This window comes from Enterobacter sp. MGH 4 (assembly GCF_000534735.1).
GTDB classification, from domain to species: domain Bacteria; phylum Pseudomonadota; class Gammaproteobacteria; order Enterobacterales; family Enterobacteriaceae; genus Enterobacter; species Enterobacter intestinihominis.
Map to the genome: position 1 here is coordinate 58,405 of NZ_KI973293.1, position 18,276 is coordinate 76,680.

The 18,276-nt window shown below is 54.9% G+C and carries 22 protein-coding genes; 15 read left to right on the forward strand and 7 right to left on the reverse strand.

Annotated elements, in window-relative coordinates; translation table 11 throughout:
• Positions 1-135 precede the first annotated feature (135 nt).
• Positions 136-465 (reverse strand): biofilm peroxide resistance protein BsmA, encoded by a 330-nt coding sequence (gene bsmA / locus L350_RS10315; RefSeq protein ID WP_003856011.1) that lies wholly within the window; start codon positions 463-465, stop codon positions 136-138.
• Positions 466-602: 137 nt separating this feature from the next.
• Here bsmA and yjfP point away from each other — a divergent pair, with 137 nt between their 5' ends.
• Positions 603-1,325: an esterase gene (gene yjfP / locus L350_RS10310; protein ID WP_022646829.1), complete on the forward strand. Its 723-nt coding sequence runs from the start codon at positions 603-605 to the stop codon at positions 1,323-1,325.
• Here yjfP and ulaR read toward each other — a convergent pair.
• Together ulaR and ulaG are read right to left on the reverse strand one after the other, a co-directional pair.
• Entirely contained in the window at positions 1,322-2,077 is a 756-nt protein-coding gene (gene ulaR, locus L350_RS10305; RefSeq protein WP_003856014.1) for an HTH-type transcriptional regulator UlaR, read from the reverse strand. The genes yjfP and ulaR overlap by 4 nt on opposite strands.
• Positions 2,078-2,187: 110 nt before the next feature.
• Complete coding sequence (gene ulaG / locus L350_RS10300) at positions 2,188-3,252, reverse strand: L-ascorbate 6-phosphate lactonase (RefSeq protein ID WP_023299142.1); 1,065 nt, start codon at positions 3,250-3,252, stop codon at positions 2,188-2,190.
• Between the two features lie 359 nt (positions 3,253-3,611).
• Here ulaG and ulaA point away from each other — a divergent pair, with 359 nt between their 5' ends.
• From ulaA to L350_RS10270, 6 genes are read left to right on the forward strand one after another with little or no spacing between them, the layout of a single operon-like run.
• The gene (ulaA, locus tag L350_RS10295; RefSeq protein ID WP_022646831.1) at positions 3,612-5,012 is read left to right on the forward strand and encodes a PTS ascorbate transporter subunit IIC; all 1,401 of its coding nucleotides are present in this window, start codon (positions 3,612-3,614) and stop codon (positions 5,010-5,012) included.
• Between the two features lie 12 nt (positions 5,013-5,024).
• Positions 5,025-5,330: a PTS ascorbate transporter subunit IIB gene (gene ulaB / locus L350_RS10290; protein ID WP_003856022.1), complete on the forward strand. Its 306-nt coding sequence runs from the start codon at positions 5,025-5,027 to the stop codon at positions 5,328-5,330.
• 9 nt (positions 5,331-5,339) lie between these two features.
• Complete coding sequence (gene ulaC / locus L350_RS10285; protein WP_003856024.1) at positions 5,340-5,807, forward strand: PTS ascorbate transporter subunit IIA; 468 nt, start codon at positions 5,340-5,342, stop codon at positions 5,805-5,807.
• 12 nt (positions 5,808-5,819) lie between these two features.
• Positions 5,820-6,470, forward strand: coding sequence for a 3-keto-L-gulonate-6-phosphate decarboxylase UlaD (gene ulaD / locus L350_RS10280; RefSeq protein WP_022646832.1), 651 nt, complete (start codon positions 5,820-5,822; stop codon positions 6,468-6,470).
• A gap of 9 nt (positions 6,471-6,479) precedes the next feature.
• Positions 6,480-7,340 carry an L-ribulose-5-phosphate 3-epimerase gene (locus L350_RS10275; RefSeq protein ID WP_032625199.1) on the forward strand — a complete coding sequence of 287 codons (861 nt, stop codon included), beginning with the start codon at positions 6,480-6,482 and terminating at the stop codon, positions 7,338-7,340.
• Entirely contained in the window at positions 7,333-8,019 is a 687-nt protein-coding gene (locus L350_RS10270; protein ID WP_022646834.1) for an L-ribulose-5-phosphate 4-epimerase, read from the forward strand. Before L350_RS10275 ends, L350_RS10270 begins: the two co-directional genes overlap by 8 nt.
• A gap of 133 nt (positions 8,020-8,152) precedes the next feature.
• Here L350_RS10270 and yjfY read toward each other — a convergent pair whose 3' ends face one another.
• The gene (gene yjfY, locus L350_RS10265) at positions 8,153-8,428 is read right to left on the reverse strand and encodes a DUF1471 family protein YjfY (RefSeq protein ID WP_023299144.1); all 276 of its coding nucleotides are present in this window, start codon (positions 8,426-8,428) and stop codon (positions 8,153-8,155) included.
• Between the two features lie 340 nt (positions 8,429-8,768).
• Between yjfY and rpsF the strand changes: the two genes are divergently transcribed.
• The 5 genes from rpsF to L350_RS10240 all read left to right on the forward strand — a co-directional run bounded on the left by rpsF (position 8,769) and on the right by L350_RS10240 (position 11,290).
• Positions 8,769-9,164 carry a 30S ribosomal protein S6 gene (rpsF, locus tag L350_RS10260; RefSeq protein WP_003856034.1) on the forward strand — a complete coding sequence of 132 codons (396 nt, stop codon included), beginning with the start codon at positions 8,769-8,771 and terminating at the stop codon, positions 9,162-9,164.
• Between the two features lie 6 nt (positions 9,165-9,170).
• Positions 9,171-9,485: a primosomal replication protein N gene (priB, locus tag L350_RS10255; RefSeq protein ID WP_022646836.1), complete on the forward strand. Its 315-nt coding sequence runs from the start codon at positions 9,171-9,173 to the stop codon at positions 9,483-9,485.
• 4 nt (positions 9,486-9,489) lie between these two features.
• Positions 9,490-9,717 (forward strand): 30S ribosomal protein S18, encoded by a 228-nt coding sequence (gene rpsR / locus L350_RS10250; protein ID WP_000135199.1) that lies wholly within the window; start codon positions 9,490-9,492, stop codon positions 9,715-9,717.
• A 41-nt stretch (positions 9,718-9,758) separates the two neighbouring features.
• On the forward strand, positions 9,759-10,208 hold the full coding sequence (gene rplI / locus L350_RS10245; RefSeq protein WP_006810372.1) for a 50S ribosomal protein L9: 450 nt from the start codon (positions 9,759-9,761) through the stop codon (positions 10,206-10,208).
• 152 nt (positions 10,209-10,360) lie between these two features.
• Positions 10,361-11,290 (forward strand): DMT family transporter, encoded by a 930-nt coding sequence (locus tag L350_RS10240; protein WP_032625201.1) that lies wholly within the window; start codon positions 10,361-10,363, stop codon positions 11,288-11,290.
• Positions 11,291-11,336: 46 nt separating this feature from the next.
• Here the strand turns inward: L350_RS10240 and L350_RS10235 are convergent, their stop codons facing one another.
• Entirely contained in the window at positions 11,337-11,975 is a 639-nt protein-coding gene (locus L350_RS10235) for an OapA family protein (protein ID WP_032625204.1), read from the reverse strand.
• Between the two features lie 231 nt (positions 11,976-12,206).
• Between L350_RS10235 and fklB the strand changes: the two genes are divergently transcribed.
• A complete protein-coding gene (gene fklB, locus L350_RS10230; RefSeq protein ID WP_022646839.1) occupies positions 12,207-12,827 on the forward strand; it encodes a BamJ family beta-barrel-assembly machinery protein in 621 nt (206 codons plus the stop codon).
• Positions 12,828-13,141: 314 nt separating this feature from the next.
• On the forward strand, positions 13,142-14,551 hold the full coding sequence (cycA, locus tag L350_RS10225) for a D-serine/D-alanine/glycine transporter (protein ID WP_022646840.1): 1,410 nt from the start codon (positions 13,142-13,144) through the stop codon (positions 14,549-14,551).
• Between the two features lie 86 nt (positions 14,552-14,637).
• On the opposite strand, the gene ytfE is transcribed toward cycA, so the two are convergent.
• Positions 14,638-15,300: an iron-sulfur cluster repair protein YtfE gene (gene ytfE, locus L350_RS10220; protein ID WP_023299148.1), complete on the reverse strand. Its 663-nt coding sequence runs from the start codon at positions 15,298-15,300 to the stop codon at positions 14,638-14,640.
• 245 nt (positions 15,301-15,545) lie between these two features.
• Here ytfE and L350_RS10215 point away from each other — a divergent pair, with 245 nt between their 5' ends.
• A complete protein-coding gene (locus tag L350_RS10215; RefSeq protein ID WP_032625206.1) occupies positions 15,546-17,192 on the forward strand; it encodes a methyl-accepting chemotaxis protein in 1,647 nt (548 codons plus the stop codon).
• Between the two features lie 80 nt (positions 17,193-17,272).
• On the opposite strand, the gene L350_RS10210 is transcribed toward L350_RS10215, so the two are convergent.
• Positions 17,273-18,238 (reverse strand): DMT family transporter, encoded by a 966-nt coding sequence (locus L350_RS10210; protein ID WP_032625208.1) that lies wholly within the window; start codon positions 18,236-18,238, stop codon positions 17,273-17,275.
• Positions 18,239-18,276: the final 38 nt, after the last annotated feature.

Genomic DNA, 18,276 nt, shown 5'->3' on the forward strand with positions numbered 1-18,276 from the left:
TCACGTGTCTCCGGTATCCGCCGGGCAATCCTTCGCGAATAAACTCATTTCCATTGTTGCTGGCATGGAGTTTATTGTGGACAGGAAAATGTCTACGGACGCAAAGCAGTGTAAAGGTCGTTCAAATGATGATGCTCACTTACGGTACAAAATGCCTTGTGCATACCACTGTCCCGTAATAATGGTTTCATCAATCATCGTGATGACGTAATAATCTGCTTTTGCGGCAACGGCCTGTGCTTCAATTGCGTCTTCTGCATCATCCGGTGAACCGCGAACCATCGCGGATACGGTTCCCAGGCGTTGTAATCCTTCCGTCTGATTACGACGAATTTCCTGAGGATGATCGGTAACCGGCGGTGCCGGTTCTGGCGTACCCTGCAATACGGAACATCCGCTGAGCAGTGAGACCAGCAATAAAGCGGTAAGCCTGCGCATAAACCTGTCTCTTTTCCTGATAGCCATAGTGTAGTGGTCTGCGAATTTAGTTTTGGGGGAATGTTCCCGAAGTGTTATCTGGGACGTAGATTTCGAATGAAAATATCGTGAAACCGTAATCCAGCTCTCAACATTATGAATCATTCATCAGCACAGGATCGACAATGATTGAAATTGAAACTCGCCTGCTTAGTGAGCATGAAATCATCCATGCTTTTCCGGCTGGTAAAGGTGAACAGCCGCTGCCGACGGTAGTTTTCTATCATGGCTTTCTCTCCTCAAAGCTGGTCTACAGCTATTTTGCCGTCGCGCTGGCGCAGGCCGGTTTCCGGGTGGTCATGCCTGATGCGCCGAATCATGGGGCACGCTTTACGGGCGATGAACAGGCGCGGCTGGGGCTGTTCTGGCAAACGCTGCACGGCAATCTGACCGAGTTCGCCGGGCTGCGTGACGCGCTTTTACAGGCCGGGCTGGTGGAGGGGAAACGGCTGGCGGTCGCAGGCGCATCAATGGGCGGAATGACGGCGCTGGGGATCATGGCCAGGCATCCGGAGGTGACGTCCGTGGCTTGCCTGATGGGATCGGGCTACTTTATGTCACTGGCAAAGACGCTGTTCCCGCCGCAGGCACCTCAGGAGATTGAAGCCCTGTTGTCTGAATGGGACGTCAGCCATGCGCTTTCGCAGCTGGCCGAGCGTCCCCTGCTGCTGTGGCATGGGGATGCCGACGATGTCGTACCGCCCGGTGAAACGTTCCGTCTGCAACAGGCGCTACAGCGTGAAGGGCTGGACAGCAATCTGACCTGCCTGTGGGGTGCCGGTGTCCGGCACCGTATTACTCCGGCTGCGCTGGAAGCCACCGTGGAGTTTTTCCGTCAGCACCTTTAAACGCGCAGCACCGTGACACCCTGATCCTCGAGCTTGCTGAGGATCTCGGGGTTGGCGTTTTTGCCGGTGATCACCATGCTGATTTGCTCGGCGCGGCTGAAAAGCATGCCGGCGCGTTCACCGACCTTGCTGCTGTCGACCAGCACCACCAGTTTACCCACCACGTTGAGCATGTTCTGCTCTGCCATTGCGGTGAGCATATCGGTTTTATACAGGCCATCCGCCGTCAGGCCTTTGCCGCTGGTAAACATCCAGTGCCCGGCGTAGAGGCTGTTTTCACTGTCCTGCGGGCTCAGGGTTATGGACTGGCTCTTGTTATACTGGCCCCCCATGATCACCACGCTTTCATGTTCCTGGTCAATGAGATAGTTGGCCAGCGGCAGATAGTTGGTAATGATTTGCACCGGCTTGCCGCACATCTCTCGGCCCAGTAAAAACGCTGTCGAGCCGCAGTTAATCACCACGCTTTCCCCGGGATTCACCAGCTGTGATGCCGCTCTGGCAATCCGCACCTTTTCATCGTGATTCTGCGCCTGGTGAATATTCATCGGCGTCCAGCGTGGACGCTGCTGGCTGATGGCCTCTGCGCCGTTGCGGACTTTTTTCAGCTTGCCGCTTTCATCCAGCTTGTTAATGTCCCGCCGCGCGGTAGCAGGGGAGATCCCTAAACGTTCGATCACTTTCTCGACGGTGATAAACCCTGTTTGCGCCAGGAGTTCCAGTAAAATTTGATGCCGTTGCGCTTCCGTCATGAGCTATTCCGAAAAGAATTGATTTGAAAAGATGATATTTGAAATAGCATGAAATTACTAAATTAAATATGACATCGCCAGACACTGTGTCTGGCGATTGGGCTGCACAATCAGAGGAAGGACTTGAACGGCAGGTCTGGCTCAATGGTGAAGCAATCATCAAAACCACGCGGGTAGTGGTACTCGAGATTGTCTTTATCCAGCGGCCAGGTGAACTTGCCGCCAACCTGCCAGATGAACGGCTTGAAACCATACTTGAGTCGGTCTTTTTTCATCTCCCACAGGACGCGGATCTCTTGCGGATCGGCCTGGAAGTTTGACCAGATATCGTGGTGGAAGGGGATCACCACTTTGGTGTTCAGCGCTTCGGCCATGCGCAGCATGTCCGCGCTGGTCATTTTGTCGGTAATCCCTCGCGGGTTTTCCCCGTAAGAGCCAAGCGCCACGTCAATCTGGTGCTCGTTACCGTGCTTCGCGTAGTAGTTGGAGTAGTGAGAGTCACCGCTGTGATACAGGGAACCGCCAGGCGTTTTGAACAGGTAGTTCACTGCGCGCTCGTCCATCCCGTCTGGCAGTACGCCTGCGGCTTTCTGGTCGGCAGGCAGGGTGATCAGCGCGGTGCGATCAAAGGCATCCAGCGCGTGAATTTCAACGTCTTTGATTTTCACCACGTCGCCCGGCTTCATCACAATGCAGCGCTCTTTTGGCACGCCCCAGCCAATCCACAAATCCACGCAGGTCTGCGGCCCGATAAAGGGTACGTCGTCCGCGCAGTTTTGCATTACCGCTGCCGCCACGTTCACGTCGATATGATCGTTGTGATCGTGGGTAGAGAGAACGGCGTCGATCTGGCGAATGGCGAAAGGATCAAGCACAAAAGGCGTGGTGCGCAGGTTCGGCTGGAGCTTTTCAACGCCGGCCATACGCTGCATCTGGTGGCCTTTTTTCATCAGTGGATTGCCGTGGCTCTGTTTGCCGGTGCCGCACCAGAAATCGACACAAATGTTGGCGCCGCCTTCTGATTTCAGCCAGATCCCGGTGCATCCCAGCCACCACATCGCAAATGTGCCAGGAGCAACCTGTTCCTGCTCGATCTCTTCGTTCAGCCAGCTACCCCACTCCGGAAAGGTACTCAAAATCCATGATTCACGGGTGATGGTTTTCACTTTACTCATCGTTTGACTCCTGGTTTTAATCAAAAGTAATCATACTGTGACTTGTTGTGATTAATGCTGGCACTGTTTGAATCGATTTGCAATGGCTGATTTGCGGAAAATTCCCCTCGCCACATCACAGAAAATACACCTCGGCGTTGTTAAGATAACCGCTACATATAATTAATATATTGAAAATTGAGAATTTATTTATCTTTCTGGATCGGTAGTGAAAATCATTACTAACTCCATGGAAATAAATTGCGTGATCCGTCACAAATAATCAAATGCAATCTTGTGGTGATTATTTGTGATTAATAGAGTGATGACACCAACCACACAGGGATTGCCCCTCGTGTTCTCATTTTCTGGAGAGAGTTATGGAGATCCTCTACAACGTCTTTACCGTTTTCTTTAATCAGGTAATGACCAACGCCCCGCTGTTGCTGGGTATCGTGACGTGCCTGGGGTACATCCTGCTGCGCAAAAGCGTCAGCGTGATTATCAAAGGCACCATCAAAACCATCATTGGTTTTATGCTGTTGCAGGCGGGGTCTGGCATTCTGACCAGCACGTTTAAGCCGGTCGTTGCCAAAATGTCTGAGGTATATGGCATTAACGGCGCCATCTCTGACACTTACGCGTCCATGATGGCCACCATCGATCGCATGGGGGATGCGTACAGCTGGGTTGGGTATGCGGTACTGCTCGCGCTGGCGCTGAACATCATTTACGTGCTCCTGCGCCGCATCACCGGTATTCGCACCATCATGCTCACCGGGCACATCATGTTCCAGCAGGCGGGGCTGATTGCCGTTTCTCTCTATATCTTCGGCTACCCAATGTGGACCACGGTCATCTGCACGGCAGTGCTGGTCTCGCTTTACTGGGGCATCACCTCCAACATGATGTATAAGCCAACGCAGGACGTTACTGACGGCTGCGGCTTCTCCATCGGTCACCAGCAGCAGTTCGCCTCCTGGATTGCGTACAAAGTTGCACCGTACCTGGGTAAAAAAGAGGAGAGTGTTGAAGACCTCAAATTGCCTGGCTGGTTGAATATCTTCCACGACAACATCGTCTCCACGGCGATTGTGATGACCCTTTTCTTCGGTGCCATCCTGCTCTCCTTTGGCATTGACGTGGTGCAGGCGATGGCGGGTAAAACCCACTGGACGGTCTATATCCTGCAAACCGGTTTCTCCTTTGCCGTGGCCATTTTCATCATCACTCAGGGCGTGCGTATGTTCGTCGCCGAGCTGTCGGAAGCGTTCAACGGTATCTCTCAGCGCCTGATCCCTGGCGCGGTGCTGGCGATTGACTGTGCGGCTATCTATAGCTTTGCGCCAAACGCCGTCGTCTGGGGCTTTATGTGGGGCACCATCGGCCAGCTGATTGCGGTCGGCATCCTGGTGGGCTGTGGCTCCTCAATCCTGATTATTCCTGGCTTTATCCCGATGTTCTTCTCCAACGCCACTATCGGCGTGTTTGCTAACCACTTCGGCGGATGGCGCGCCGCGCTCAAGATCTGCCTGGTGATGGGCATGGTTGAAATCTTCGGGTGCGTGTGGGCGGTCAAGCTCACCGGCATGAGCGCCTGGATGGGCATGGCGGACTGGTCAATTTTGGCGCCGCCGATGATGCAGGGCTTTGCGTCCGTCGGGCTGGTCTTTATGGCCGTCATCATCCTGATTGCACTGACTTATATGTTCTTCGCTGGCCGTTCGCTGCGAGCTGAAGAAGATGCGGAAAAACAAACAGCAGAAGTTTCTGCTCACTAAGGAGTTTCGATTATGACCGTACGTATCCTGGCTGTGTGTGGCAATGGGCAAGGAAGCTCCATGATCATGAAAATGAAAGTGGACCAGTTTTTAACCCAGTCAAACATTGACCACACGGTGAACAGCTGCGCAGTGGGTGAATACAAAAGTGAACTGAACGGCGCGGACATCATCATCGCTTCAACGCACATTGCCGGCGAGATTAGCGTGTCGGGCAACAAATACGTGGTAGGCGTGCGCAACATGCTGTCGCCTGCGGATTTTGGGCCAAAACTGCTGGAAGTGATCAAAGAGCACTTCCCACAAGACGTGAAGTAAGGATGCCACATGAAACTACGTGATTCGCTGGCTGAGAATAACTCCATCCTTTTACAGGCCGAAGCCAGTACCTGGCAGGAAGCGGTGAAGCTGAGCGTGGACCTGCTGGTTAAGGCGGACGTTGTCGAGCCGCGTTATTACCAGGCCATCCTGGATGGCGTGGCGCAGCACGGCCCCTATTTTGTGATTGCCCCAGGACTGGCAATGCCGCATGGCCGCCCGGAAGAGGGTGTCAAGAAAACCGGTTTTGCGCTGGTGACGCTGAAAACCCCGCTGGTGTTCAACCACGAAGATAACGACCCGGTCGACATTCTGATCACCATGGCAGCTGTCGATGCCAACACCCACCAGGAGGTGGGCATCATGCAGATCGTTAACCTGTTTGATGACGAAGCTAATTTTGACCGTTTACGTGCCTGCCGTACCGCGCAGGACGTGCTGGATTTAATTGATAACGCCACTGCGGCGGCCGTTTAAGAGGAATTGAAAATGTCATTACCAATGTTGCAGGTCGCGCTGGATAACCAGACGCTGTCTCACGCTTACGAAACCACCCGTCTGATTGCGGAAGAGGTGGACATCATCGAAGTCGGCACCATTCTGTGCGTGGGCGAAGGCGTTCGTGCGGTTCGTGACCTGAAGGCGCTCTATCCGCATAAAATCGTGCTGGCGGATGCCAAAATTGCCGATGCGGGCAAAATTCTCTCTCGCATGTGCTTTGAAGCCAACGCCGACTGGGTCACCGTGATCTGCTGTGCAGATATCAACACTGCGAAAGGCGCGCTGGACGTGGCGAAAGAGTTCAACGGCGACGTGCAGATTGAACTGACCGGCTTCTGGACCTGGGAGCAGGCACAGGAGTGGCGCGAAGCGGGTATCCAGCAGGTGGTTTATCACCGCAGCCGTGATGCGCAGGCCGCAGGTGTGGCGTGGGGCGAAGCTGATATCAACGCGATCAAACGCCTGGCCGATATGGGCTTCAAAGTGACCGTGACCGGTGGTCTGGCGCTGGAAGATCTGCCGCTGTTCAAGGGTATTCCAATCCACGTCTTTATTGCCGGTCGTAGCATTCGCGATGCGGAATCTCCGGTGGAAGCTGCGCGTCAGTTTAAACGCTCAATCGCTCAGCTTTGGGGTTAAGGAGCGGGTATGTTGTCAAAACAGGTCCCGCTTGGCATCTATGAAAAGGCACTCCCTGCGGGGGAGTGCTGGCTGGAGCGGTTACAGCTGGCGAAGCAGCTGGGTTTCGATTTTGTCGAAATGTCGGTGGATGAGACGGACGAGCGTCTTTCTCGCCTGGACTGGCGCCGCGACCAGCGTCTGGCGCTGGTGAGCGCCATTGCCGAAACCGGCGTGCGCGTGCCGTCCATATGCCTGAGCGCTCACCGTCGTTTTCCGCTTGGCAGCGAAGATGATGCCGTACGCGCCGAAGGGCTGGAGATCATGCGTAAAGCCATTCGCTTTGCACAGGATGTTGGCATCCGCGTGATCCAACTGGCGGGTTACGATGTTTACTATCAGGAAGCCAACGATGAGACGCGCCGTCGTTTCCGTGACGGCCTGAAAGAGAGCGTTGAGATGGCAAGCCGTGCGCAGGTGACGCTGGCGATGGAGATCATGGATTATCCATTGATGAACTCCATCAGCAAGGCGCTGGGCTACGCGCACTATCTGAACAATCCGTGGTTCCAGCTTTATCCGGATATCGGCAACCTGTCGGCATGGGATAACGACGTACAGATGGAGCTTCAGGCGGGCATCGGGCATATCGTGGCGGTGCACGTAAAAGATACCCGTCCCGGCGTGTTTAAAAACGTACCGTTCGGCACCGGGGTGGTGGATTTCGAACGGTGCTTCCAGACGCTCAAACAGACAGGTTATTGCGGACCTTACCTGATTGAGATGTGGAGCGAAACCGCGGACGACCCGGCGGCAGAAGTGGCGAAAGCCCGGGACTGGGTGCGCGAGCGCATGGCGCGGGCAGGCTTACTGGAGGCGGAACATGCTTAAGCTGAAACAGCAGGTCTTTGAGGCCAATATGGATCTCCCGCGCTATGGACTGGTGACGTTTACCTGGGGCAACGTAAGCGCCATCGATCGCGATCGGGGGCTGGTGGTGATTAAGCCGAGCGGCGTGGCCTATGACGCCATGAAAGTGGACGATATGGTGGTGGTTGACCTGGAAGGACACGTTGTTGAAGGCAAATGGCGTCCTTCTTCAGATACGGCAACCCATCTGGCGCTGTACCAGCGTTACCCGTCCCTGGGTGGTGTTGTGCATACCCATTCCACGCACGCCACCGCCTGGGCACAGGCCGGGCTGGCGATCCCTGCTTTGGGTACGACGCACGCGGACTACTTCTTCGGCGATATTCCCTGCACGCGGGCGTTAACGCAGGCTGAGGTCGAAGGCGAGTACGAACTTAACACCGGCAGGGTCATTATCGAAACGCTGGGTGAGACGGAACCACTGCATACGCCGGGTATTGTGGTGTACCAGCATGGTCCATTCTCCTGGGGTAAAGATGCGCATGACGCCGTGCATAACGCGGTGGTGATGGAAGAGGTGGCTCGAATGGCGTGGATTGCGCGCGGCATTAACCCACAGCTTCAGGGCATTGATGATTATCTGATGAACAAGCATTTCATGCGTAAGCACGGCCCGAATGCTTATTACGGGCAGAAGTGAATAAGTGCTCTGGAATACCGAAACAGTTGTAACCGGTGGTATTCCGGAGCCATTCATAAAAAAAGCCCCCGGCAGGGGGCAATCATATATAGCTATGATTTTCGTTGGCTTTCCTGGTGCTGGCGATAAAGCGTTACTGGTAAATATCTGCACTGGCGCGCATATTGCCGTTGCTGCCGGGCTCACGTGTCAGTATGACGTGATAGTATTTTGCGCCCTGCGCATCGGTTTCTTCATTAAGCGCCTGATCTGCTTCACTTTCAGTGGCGAAGTTATGATTGATGTAAATAACGCCTAAGCTCTGCACATCATCCATGTTTCTGGCCTGTCGGCTGTCTATCTTGATGGCTGCCATCGCGTTTGCACTGAGCAAAAGCGCAGCCAAAATGGCGAATGCGATTCTTTTCATGATATGCGCTCCACGACTGCGTGCTGTGATATGGGGTAATGCTCTCCTTCTCTGCTTAAGGCTTCTGATTAAAGTGTAATCGCTACTCGGGTTGCGATGGGTGACCATTTCTGATGGTGTTGTTCAAAAAAACAGCGTTTCTGATAAGTGAGATTTTAAATCACCCACTTAGAACAGCTTTACCCTTTGTGCGAATTATTTGTGCAATCACCTTGTGTTTAGCGGGGCGCGCAAGTATTATGACGCGTCAATTTTTCAGCCGACCTTTAACACGTTCCTTGCCTCCCCGGGCCTCGGCTGACCCAGACAGGAGGCTGAATAATCCGTAAGGAGCAATTCGATGCGTCATTACGAAATCGTTTTTATGGTCCATCCTGACCAGAGCGAACAGGTTCCGGGTATGATCGAGCGTTACTCTGCTGCCATCACTGGTGCAGAAGGCACGATCCACCGTCTGGAAGACTGGGGCCGCCGTCAGCTGGCTTACCCAATCAACAAACTGCACAAAGCTCACTACGTTCTGATGAACGTTGAAGCGCCGCAGGAAGTGATTGATGAGCTGGAAACTACCTTCCGCTTCAACGATGCCGTTATCCGCAGCATGGTTATGCGTACCAAACACGCAGTGACCGAAGCATCTCCGATGGTTAAAGCGAAAGACGAGCGCCGTGAGCGTCGCGATGATTTCGCAAACGAAACCGCAGATGATTCTGATGCTGGGGATTCTGAAGAGTAATTTCTGATGACCAACCGTCTGGTGTTGTCCGGCACCGTGTGCAGGACCCCCCTTCGAAAGGTCAGCCCATCAGGAATTCCGCATTGCCAGTTCGTGCTTGAGCATCGTTCTGTGCAAGAGGAAGCCGGGTTTCACCGGCAGGCGTGGTGCCAAATGCCCGTTATCATTAGCGGACACGAAAACCAGGCCATTACTCACAGTTTAACGGTCGGTAGTGCAGTAATCGTTCAGGGGTTCATCTCTTGCCACAAGGCAAAGAACGGCCTGAGCAAAATGGTTCTGCATGCCGAGCAGATTGATTTGATAGATACTGGAGACTAGCCAAATGGCACGTTATTTCCGTCGTCGCAAGTTCTGCCGTTTCACCGCGGAAGGCGTTCAAGAGATCGACTATAAAGATATCGCAACGCTGAAAAACTACATCACCGAAAGCGGTAAGATTGTCCCAAGCCGTATCACCGGTACTCGTGCAAAATATCAGCGTCAGCTGGCTCGCGCTATCAAACGCGCTCGCTACCTGTCTCTGCTGCCGTACACTGATCGTCATCAGTAATCGGGCACGGTCCATTAATACGACTTTAAGAGGATAAGGTAATGCAAGTTATTCTGCTTGATAAAGTAGCAAACCTGGGCAGCCTGGGTGATCAGGTAAACGTTAAAGCGGGTTACGCTCGTAACTTCCTGGTACCACAGGGTAAAGCTGTTCCAGCTACTAAGAAAAACGTAGAGTTTTTCGAAGCACGTCGTGCTGAACTGGAAGCCAAACTGGCTGACGTTCTGGCGGCTGCTAACGCTCGCGCTGAAGCAATCAACGCACTGGGCACCGTTACCATCGCGTCTAAAGCTGGCGACGAAGGTAAACTGTTCGGTTCCATCGGTACCCGCGATATCGCTGATGCAGTTACTGCGGCAGGCGTTAAAGTGGCTAAGAGCGAAGTTCGTATGCCGAACGGCGTTCTGCGTACCACTGGTGAGCACGAAGTTGACTTCCAGGTTCACAGCGAAGTGTTCGCTAAACTGGTTGTTAACGTAGTAGCTGAGTAATTTTTTACTCTGCTCACGTCGAAGCGCCGGCCTTGTGCCGGCGTTTTGCTTTTTAGCGTGACCCTACGTCATGTTTTGCGATTGTAAAGTCGCTATTCCTGATGCATTCTCTGATAATAAATTGAAACGCAATTTTATTTATGAGATTTGTCATGGATACCGCTCTGCCCACGCCCGTCTTTGCCCGTCGAAATGTGGCCTATGCCTGCGCCACGCTCTGCTGTCTGCTTTGGGGAAGCTCATACCCGGCCATTAAAAGCGGCTACGAACTCTTCCAGATCGCGACCGATGATATTCCGTCCAAAGTCGTCTTTGCTGGATACCGTTTTCTGTTTGCCGGTGCGTTGCTGCTGCTCTTTGCCTTGGCCCAACGTAAACCGATTGCCAGGCTCACACCCACGCAGTTTGGTCAGCTCACGATCCTCGGGCTGACCCAGACCACCATCCAGTACACCTTCTTTTATATCGGCCTTGCTTACACCACCGGGGTGAACGGTTCGATCATGAATGCCACCGGGACCTTCTTCAGCGTGCTGCTGGCGCACTTTATCTACCACAACGACAAACTCAGCTATAACAAAACGCTGGGCTGTGTTCTGGGCTTTACCGGCGTGATGCTGGTGAACTTCCACGGCGGGTTAAGTGATTTCCAGTTTGTCTGGCAAGGTGACGGATTTGTGGTGCTGGCGGCCTTTATTCTCTCTGCGGCCACGCTTTACGGGAAACGCATTTCCCAGACCGTTGACCCGACGGTGATGACGGGATGGCAGCTGGCGATAGGCGGGGCGGCACTGGTTGCGGGAGGCTATGCCACGGGCGGGGCGCTGGAGGTGCACAGCATGAAGGCCGTCGCCGTGCTGGGGTATCTGACGCTGCTCTCATCCGTGGCGTTCGCCCTGTGGAGCGCGCTGCTGAAAGTGAACCGCGTGAGTATGATTGCCCCGTTCAACTTTGTCATACCTGTAGCAGGAACAGTGCTCTCCGCCATATTCCTCGGCGAAGACATTCTGGACATCAAATACGCGATTGCGCTGGTGCTGGTCTGCTCGGGGATCTGGTGGGTGAATAAACGTCGTGCCTGAGAACAAAAGTGCCGGGGGGCGGCTTCGCCTTACCCGGCCTGGGCTATTAACGTGCTCTGATAAAACTGCCGTCCGGCTGGCGGGTAAACAGTACCTGCTGCCCGTTTCCGGTATCGATCGTTAACCCGGTCACCACCCCACTGGCATTCTGGCGGATCTGCACCATCTGACCATTTTGCAAGTTGCTGAGCGGCTTGCCAGCCCCCTCGACTTGCGCCATGGCATACACATCCGTTGCCGGCAGATTGTGGTCGCGGAACAGCTGAGCAAGGGTTTTACCTGGCTCTACGCGATACGAACGCCACTGCTGCTCAATGCCGGTGGGCTGTTGCGCCTGTGGCTCTGAAGGGGCGGCGGCCTGCTCCTGATCTTCCTGAACAGGTTCAGGTTCAACCGGCGCAACCTGGCCCGGATCGTTAGACGGTGTGACCAGTTGCGTCTGCATCGGCTGTGAATCAGGCTGCGGCTGGCTTTGCGACTGGATATCCAGCTCAGCATTGCGGCTTACCGGCCCGGTATCAACGTTGTCACTGCCGGAAGGAAGCAGGAAACCGATGACCATCAGCAACGCGCCGATGATAATGCCTCTGCGGTGCAAAGGCGGCAGCGGGTCCATGATGCGAAAGTTATCCGGCGCATGCCAGATTTTCGCCAGGGTAGGTTTCAGTTCAAATCGCCCGGGCATGGCTCTCCTCCTGCTCCGCGTCTTTTTATCCTGTCATGAGAAGTGTAGTTTGCTAACTGCCTGATGGGCGTAACAAAGCCAGCTTTCGTGACATATATTAGGGAAAATCCTGACGGCTACTATTGTTTCCGTTTCGTCGCAGTTTGTCACCTTTACTTAAGACAAAGTTTTACCCATAAGGGCATGGCTGATATGCTGCCCGCTACTTTAAATGTGATGGAAGGAAAACCCATGACCACCCCGACTTTTGACACTATCGAAGCGCAGGCAAGCTACGGCATCGGCTTGCAGGTAGGACAGCAGCTGAGCGAATCCGGCCTGGAAGGTCTGTTACCGGAAGCGCTGGTGGCGGGTATCGCTGACGCGCTGGAAGGCAAGCAGCCCGCTGTGCCGGTTGACGTTGTGCACCGTGCGCTGCGTGAAATCCACGAACGTGCTGACACTGTACGTCGCGCGCGTTTCGAAGAGATGGCGGCAGAAGGCGTGAAATATCTGGAAGAGAACCGTGAGCGTGAAGGCGTGAACAGCACCGAATCCGGCTTGCAGTTCCGCGTAATCAATCAGGGTGATGGCGCAATCCCGGCGCGTACCGACCACGTTCGCGTACACTACACCGGTAAGCTGATCGACGGCACCGTGTTCGACAGCTCCGTCGCGCGTGGCGAACCGGCTGAATTCCCGGTCAACGGCGTGATTGCAGGCTGGATCGAAGCCCTGACCCTGATGCCAGTAGGTTCAAAATGGGAACTGACTATCCCGCACAACCTGGCATACGGCGAGCGTGGCGCTGGCGCGTCCATTCCGCCATTCAGCACCCTGGTGTTTGAAGTCGAGCTGCTGGAAATCCTGTAATCGGTTTTTCTTATTTTCCTCTCTCCGATCGGGGAGAGGAAAATAGCGATAAAACCTGGAGTTACGACGGAATCAACATTTTGTATTGCAAACGAAACTGTTACGTGTATTTTTGTGAGCTGTTTCGCGCTGTATGAGTGATATGACACTCACTTTCAACATATTATTAACATAATATTCAAATCATAGTATTCATCCCGCCGATTCTTACCTACTATCGATAAGCCCTTACAAAGGGAGCGTCATTTTTTTGGCGTATTTAAAGGCCAGAAGAGCCTTAACAACACAGACAGGCATAAACAGGAAAATATCACATGGTAGATCAGGTCAAAGTCGCCGCCGCAGAAGAGGCGACGTCTGAACAGTCGCTACGGCGAAATCTCACGAACCGTCACATTCAGCTCATTGCCATTGGCGGCGCCATCGGCACAGGGCTGTTTATGGGCTCGGGCAAAACCATCAGTCTTGCAGGCCCGTCGATCATCTTCGTTTATATGATCATCGGTTTTATGCTCTTTTTCGTGATGCGTGCAATGGGTGAATTGCTGCTCTCGAACCTCGAATACAAATCCTTCAGCGACTTCGCGTCAGACCTGCTCGGCCCGTGGGCGGGCTATTTTACCGGCTGGACCTACTGGTTCTGCTGGGTGGTTACCGGCATGGCGGATGTTGTCGCTATTACGGCCTACGCCCAATTCTGGTTCCCCGGCCTGTCGGACTGGGTGGCCTCGCTGGCGGTGATTGTCCTGCTGCTGAGCCTCAACCTCGCGACCGTTAAAATGTTCGGTGAGATGGAGTTCTGGTTCGCGATGATCAAAATCGTCGCCATCATCGCGCTGATTGTCGTCGGGCTGGTAATGGTGCTGACGCACTTCCAGTCGCCAACTGGCGTTCAGGCCTCGTTTGCCCATCTGTGGAATGATGGCGGCTGGTTCCCGAAAGGCATCAGCGGCTTCTTCGCCGGTTTCCAGATTGCGGTGTTCGCGTTTGTCGGGATTGAGCTGGTGGGAACCACGGCGGCGGAAACTAAAGATCCGGAGAAATCCCTGCCGCGCGCGATCAACTCCATTCCGCTGCGTATCATCATGTTCTACGTGTTCGCGCTGATCATCATTATGTCCGTGACGCCATGGAGCTCAGTAGTGCCAACCAAGAGCCCGTTCGTCGAGCTGTTCGTTCTGGTGGGGCTGCCTGCTGCCGCGAGCCTGATTAACTTCGTGGTGCTGACCTCTGCGGCCTCTTCCGCGAACAGCGGCGTCTTCTCCACCAGCCGTATGCTGTTTGGTCTGGCGCAGGAGGGCGTTGCCCCGAGCGCGTTCGCCAAACTGTCTAAACGTGCGGTACCGGCGAAAGGGCTGACCTTCTCCTGCATCTGTCTGCTGGGCGGTGTGGTGATGCTCTACGTTAACCCGAGCGTAATCGGCGCGTTCACCATGATCACCACGGTGTCGGCGATCCTGTTTATGTTCGTCTGGACCATCATCCTCTGCTCATACCTGGTGTACCGCAAACAGCGTCCACATCTGCATGAGAAGTCGATCTACAAGATGCCACTGGGCAAGCTGATGTGCTGGGTGTGCATGGCGTTCTTCGTCTTCGTGCTGGTGCTACTGACGCTGGAAGAAGATACCCGTCAGGCGCTGATCGTCACGCCGCTGTGGTTTATCGCGCTGGGGCTGGGCTGGCTGTTTATCGGTAAGAAACGGATGGCAGGCATGCGTTAAGCATGTTGCCGGGTGGCGCTGACGCTTACCCGGCCTACGTTCGAGGACGTTGTAGGCCCGGTAAGCGCTAGCGCCACCGGGCTTTTTTATTTACCCGATAATGCACGCGGGAACAGAACGTTATTCTCAAGACTGATGTGTTCCATCAGATCGTCGATCATCTCGTTGATGCCGTTGTACATCGCTTTCCAGGTGGTGCACGCCTCTGGCGGCGGTGTGACATTGTGGGTGGTGTGTTTGATCACTTCCAGCAGTTCGCCGGCGTCATCATGTTCGCTTTCCATCACGCTGATTGGCCCCATTGCCTGGCTGCCCATGCCCTGTTTGATCATCGGGAAGAGGATCTGCTCCTCTTTCATCATGTGGCTGGATAGTTCTTCGTGCAGCATGGTCAGGTATTTCGCCAGGCCGCGCGGTACGGAAGGTTTATCGGCGTGAACGCGCTCAACTTTGGTGGCCTGTAAAATCAGCTCCGGCAGCTGTTCGCGGTGACGGTCGTGGTAACGCACAATGATATGGTCGATGATTTCAGCCAGCGGCGCGGTGCGCCAGTCTTTGTCGACAGGCTGTTCTGCCAGCTTAGCCAGCTCCGCTTCGATAGCTTCTACATCCAGCTCTTTACGCGACGCTGCGCGCGCCAGCGTTTGCTTACCGCCGCAGCAGTAATCCATATCGTATTTACGGAACAGCGCTGAAGCGCGAGGGATGGAGAGCGCCAGCTCGCCTAAGGGTTGGTCGCGGAAGGCCATAGCAGTTACCTCATCATCAGGAATATAAGGTGCATTTTAAATGCATCTTTATGTGGATACTATAACCCTTTAGAGGCAAGGGTAAAAATGAGAAGGGGATCACAAAAAAATCGTGCTTTTAACTTGCTGATTGAATGCAGAAAAGGGCTTTCGAAAGTTTTTAAAGGTGGAGAAACAGTAAACAACCTGCCGCGCGTGCCGATAGATACAGGTCAGACAATACCTGTATATAAAAAAGGCAACGCATGTTTAAACGTATAAAAGTCATTACTCTTTTGATTTCGGTGCTGCTTGTGCTCGGCATCATGCAACTGATCTCCGCCGGCATTTACATTAATGCGCTCAATAACGACAAAGAGAACTTCACCGTTTCTCAGCTTTCCAGCCAGAACGTCGCGGAGTTTACCGACGCCTGGATCAGCCTGAATCAGGCGCGTGTCACCCTTAACCGCGGCATGCTGCGTCTGCAAAGCAGCATGGCGTCGCAGATTAATGGCGGGCAGCTGAACGAGCTGGTCAATACCGCGAAAAACCTGCTGGCTGATGCCCAGACACATTACGATAAATATTACGCGCTGCCGGAAACGCCGGGTATGGACGAGCACCTGGCCGACAGGCTGGAAGAGCACTACCGCATCTACTCCGCCACGCTGACGCAAATGAACGTTCTGCTGGGGCAGGGCAATCTGGAAGATATGTTCAAACAAAATGCCGAACAGAAGCAGACCGCGATGCAAAAGGTCTATCGCGAATGGCGCGAGGCGCAGGCCGCGCTCACCGACAAAGGCATCAAAGACAATGAAAGCGACTACAAACGCATTCTGTGGATCCTCTCTGCGGTGATGCTGCTGGTGATCGCGGTGATTATTTCCAGCTGGATTGCGATGCGCCGCGTGCTGCTGCTGCCGCTGGAAGAGGTGATCAGCCATATCCGCGCCATTGCGGCAGGGGATTTAACCCAGCCGATTCAGGCTGAGGGTAAAAATGAAATGGCGATCCTGGCGCGCAACGTTCAGGAGATGCAGACTGCGCTGGCCAACACGGTGGGCGTAGTGCGTGAAGGCGCAGATACCATCTACACCGGCGCGGGTGAAATCTCGGCGGGCAGCAACGATCTCTCGTCTCGCACAGAGCAGCAGGCCGCTTCTCTGGAAGAGACGGCAGCCAGCATGGAACAGTTAACCGCCACCGTGAAGCAAAACGCCGATAACGCGCGTCAGGCGTCGCGTCTGGCGCTGGACGCCTCCTCCACCGCGAAGAAGGGCGGAAACGTGGTAGAAGGCGTGGTGCGCACCATGGACGAAATCGCCACCAGTTCCAGCAAAATTGCGCAAATTACCAACGTAATCGATGGCATTGCCTTCCAGACCAATATTCTGGCGCTGAACGCGGCGGTAGAAGCGGCGCGTGCGGGCGAGCAGGGGCGTGGCTTCGCGGTTGTCGCGGGTGAGGTGCGTACCCTTGCCCAGCGCAGCGCTCAGGCGGCGAAAGAGATCAAAGTCCTGATCGATGATTCCGGCGAGCGCGTTAACGCGGGCTCTCAGCTGGTAAATGAAGCGGGCGCGACGATGGCAGAGATCGTCAATGCAGTTACGCGCGTGACTGACATCATGGGTGAGATTGCGTCGGCCTCCGACGAACAGAGCCGCGGTATCGACCAGGTGGGCCAGGCGGTGGCGGAGATGGATCGCGTTACCCAGCAGAACGCCTCGCTGGTGGAGGAGTCTGCGGCGGCGGCGGCGGCGCTGGAAGATCAGGCCGCGCGCCTGAACGACGCGGTGGCGGTGTTTAAGATCACCCGTAACCAGGCGGTGAAAGCCGCGCCGGTAAAGACCTATGCACCTAAAGCGCAGCCCGTAGCGGCGTCTGAAGCGAACTGGGAAACGTTCTGATACTGTGCCGGGTGGCGCTGACGCTTACCCGGCCTACGGTTTTGTAGGCCCTGCAAGCTAAGCGCCGCTGGTCGAAAAGCTCACCCCTCCGATGCCGGAACGACCATCGGTTTTTCCGGCTTCGCTCTCACCGCAATCACCACCCCAACGACCAGCAGCGCGATCCCGCAGGCCGTTAGCAGCGGCGGCACGCTCTGGCGCATCAGGAAGGTATAGAGCAGCCCGGCCAGCGTTTCAAAGACAATCAGCGGCCCCAGTATCACCGTCGGCAGCTTCTGGCTGGCAATGTTCCAGCACAGCGCGCCAACCCACGAACAGAGCACGGCAATGGCGACCATTAACCCGACGAATACCCACGGGCGCGGTCCGAAGGGCAGGGCGAAATCCGGATGCTGGCTACCCAGCCAGATACATGCACCCACATAGCCCAGCAACGAGACAGGAAGCGTGACCAGAGCCTGCGCCGTCGCCCACATCATCGGATGCTTATCCGGGTTTTCCCGCAGCCAGCGTGCGTTGCGCAGGGCATACCAGGCCCAGCAGACAACCGAAATAACCGCCAGAAAGATCCCAGAACCGTAACGCCACAAGCTGAAGTTTTCGAGGCCGTGGCGTAGCTCGGCAATATTCACGCACACCAGCCCCACGGCGATGCAGACCAGCGCAGGCACCATCTTTGACCACGCCAGTTTCCCGTCTCGCTGGCTATAAAGCAGGTTTGCGAAAACCGGAATGACCACCGGCAGCGTGCCGATAATCATGGTCGACACCGGCGCACCGGTACGCTGAATGGCGCTCGCCAGGCAGACGTAGTAGATAAGATTACCCATCATGGTCAGCCACAGCGCGGTGAGCCAGTCCTGGCAACTCAGCTGGCGCAGACGCGCACGCCCCAGCCATGCCAGCGGCACGGCAATAAGCCCCAGCGCCAGATAGCGTCCGGTCGACTGCAATATTGCCGGGTACTCCGGCACAATCAGCGGGCCGACGAAAATCAGCCCCCACATCAACCCTGCAAGCAGGGCATACAACACGCCGCTAATCATCTTTTCGTCCACAGTAATACATGTTGTAGCCAGTGTAG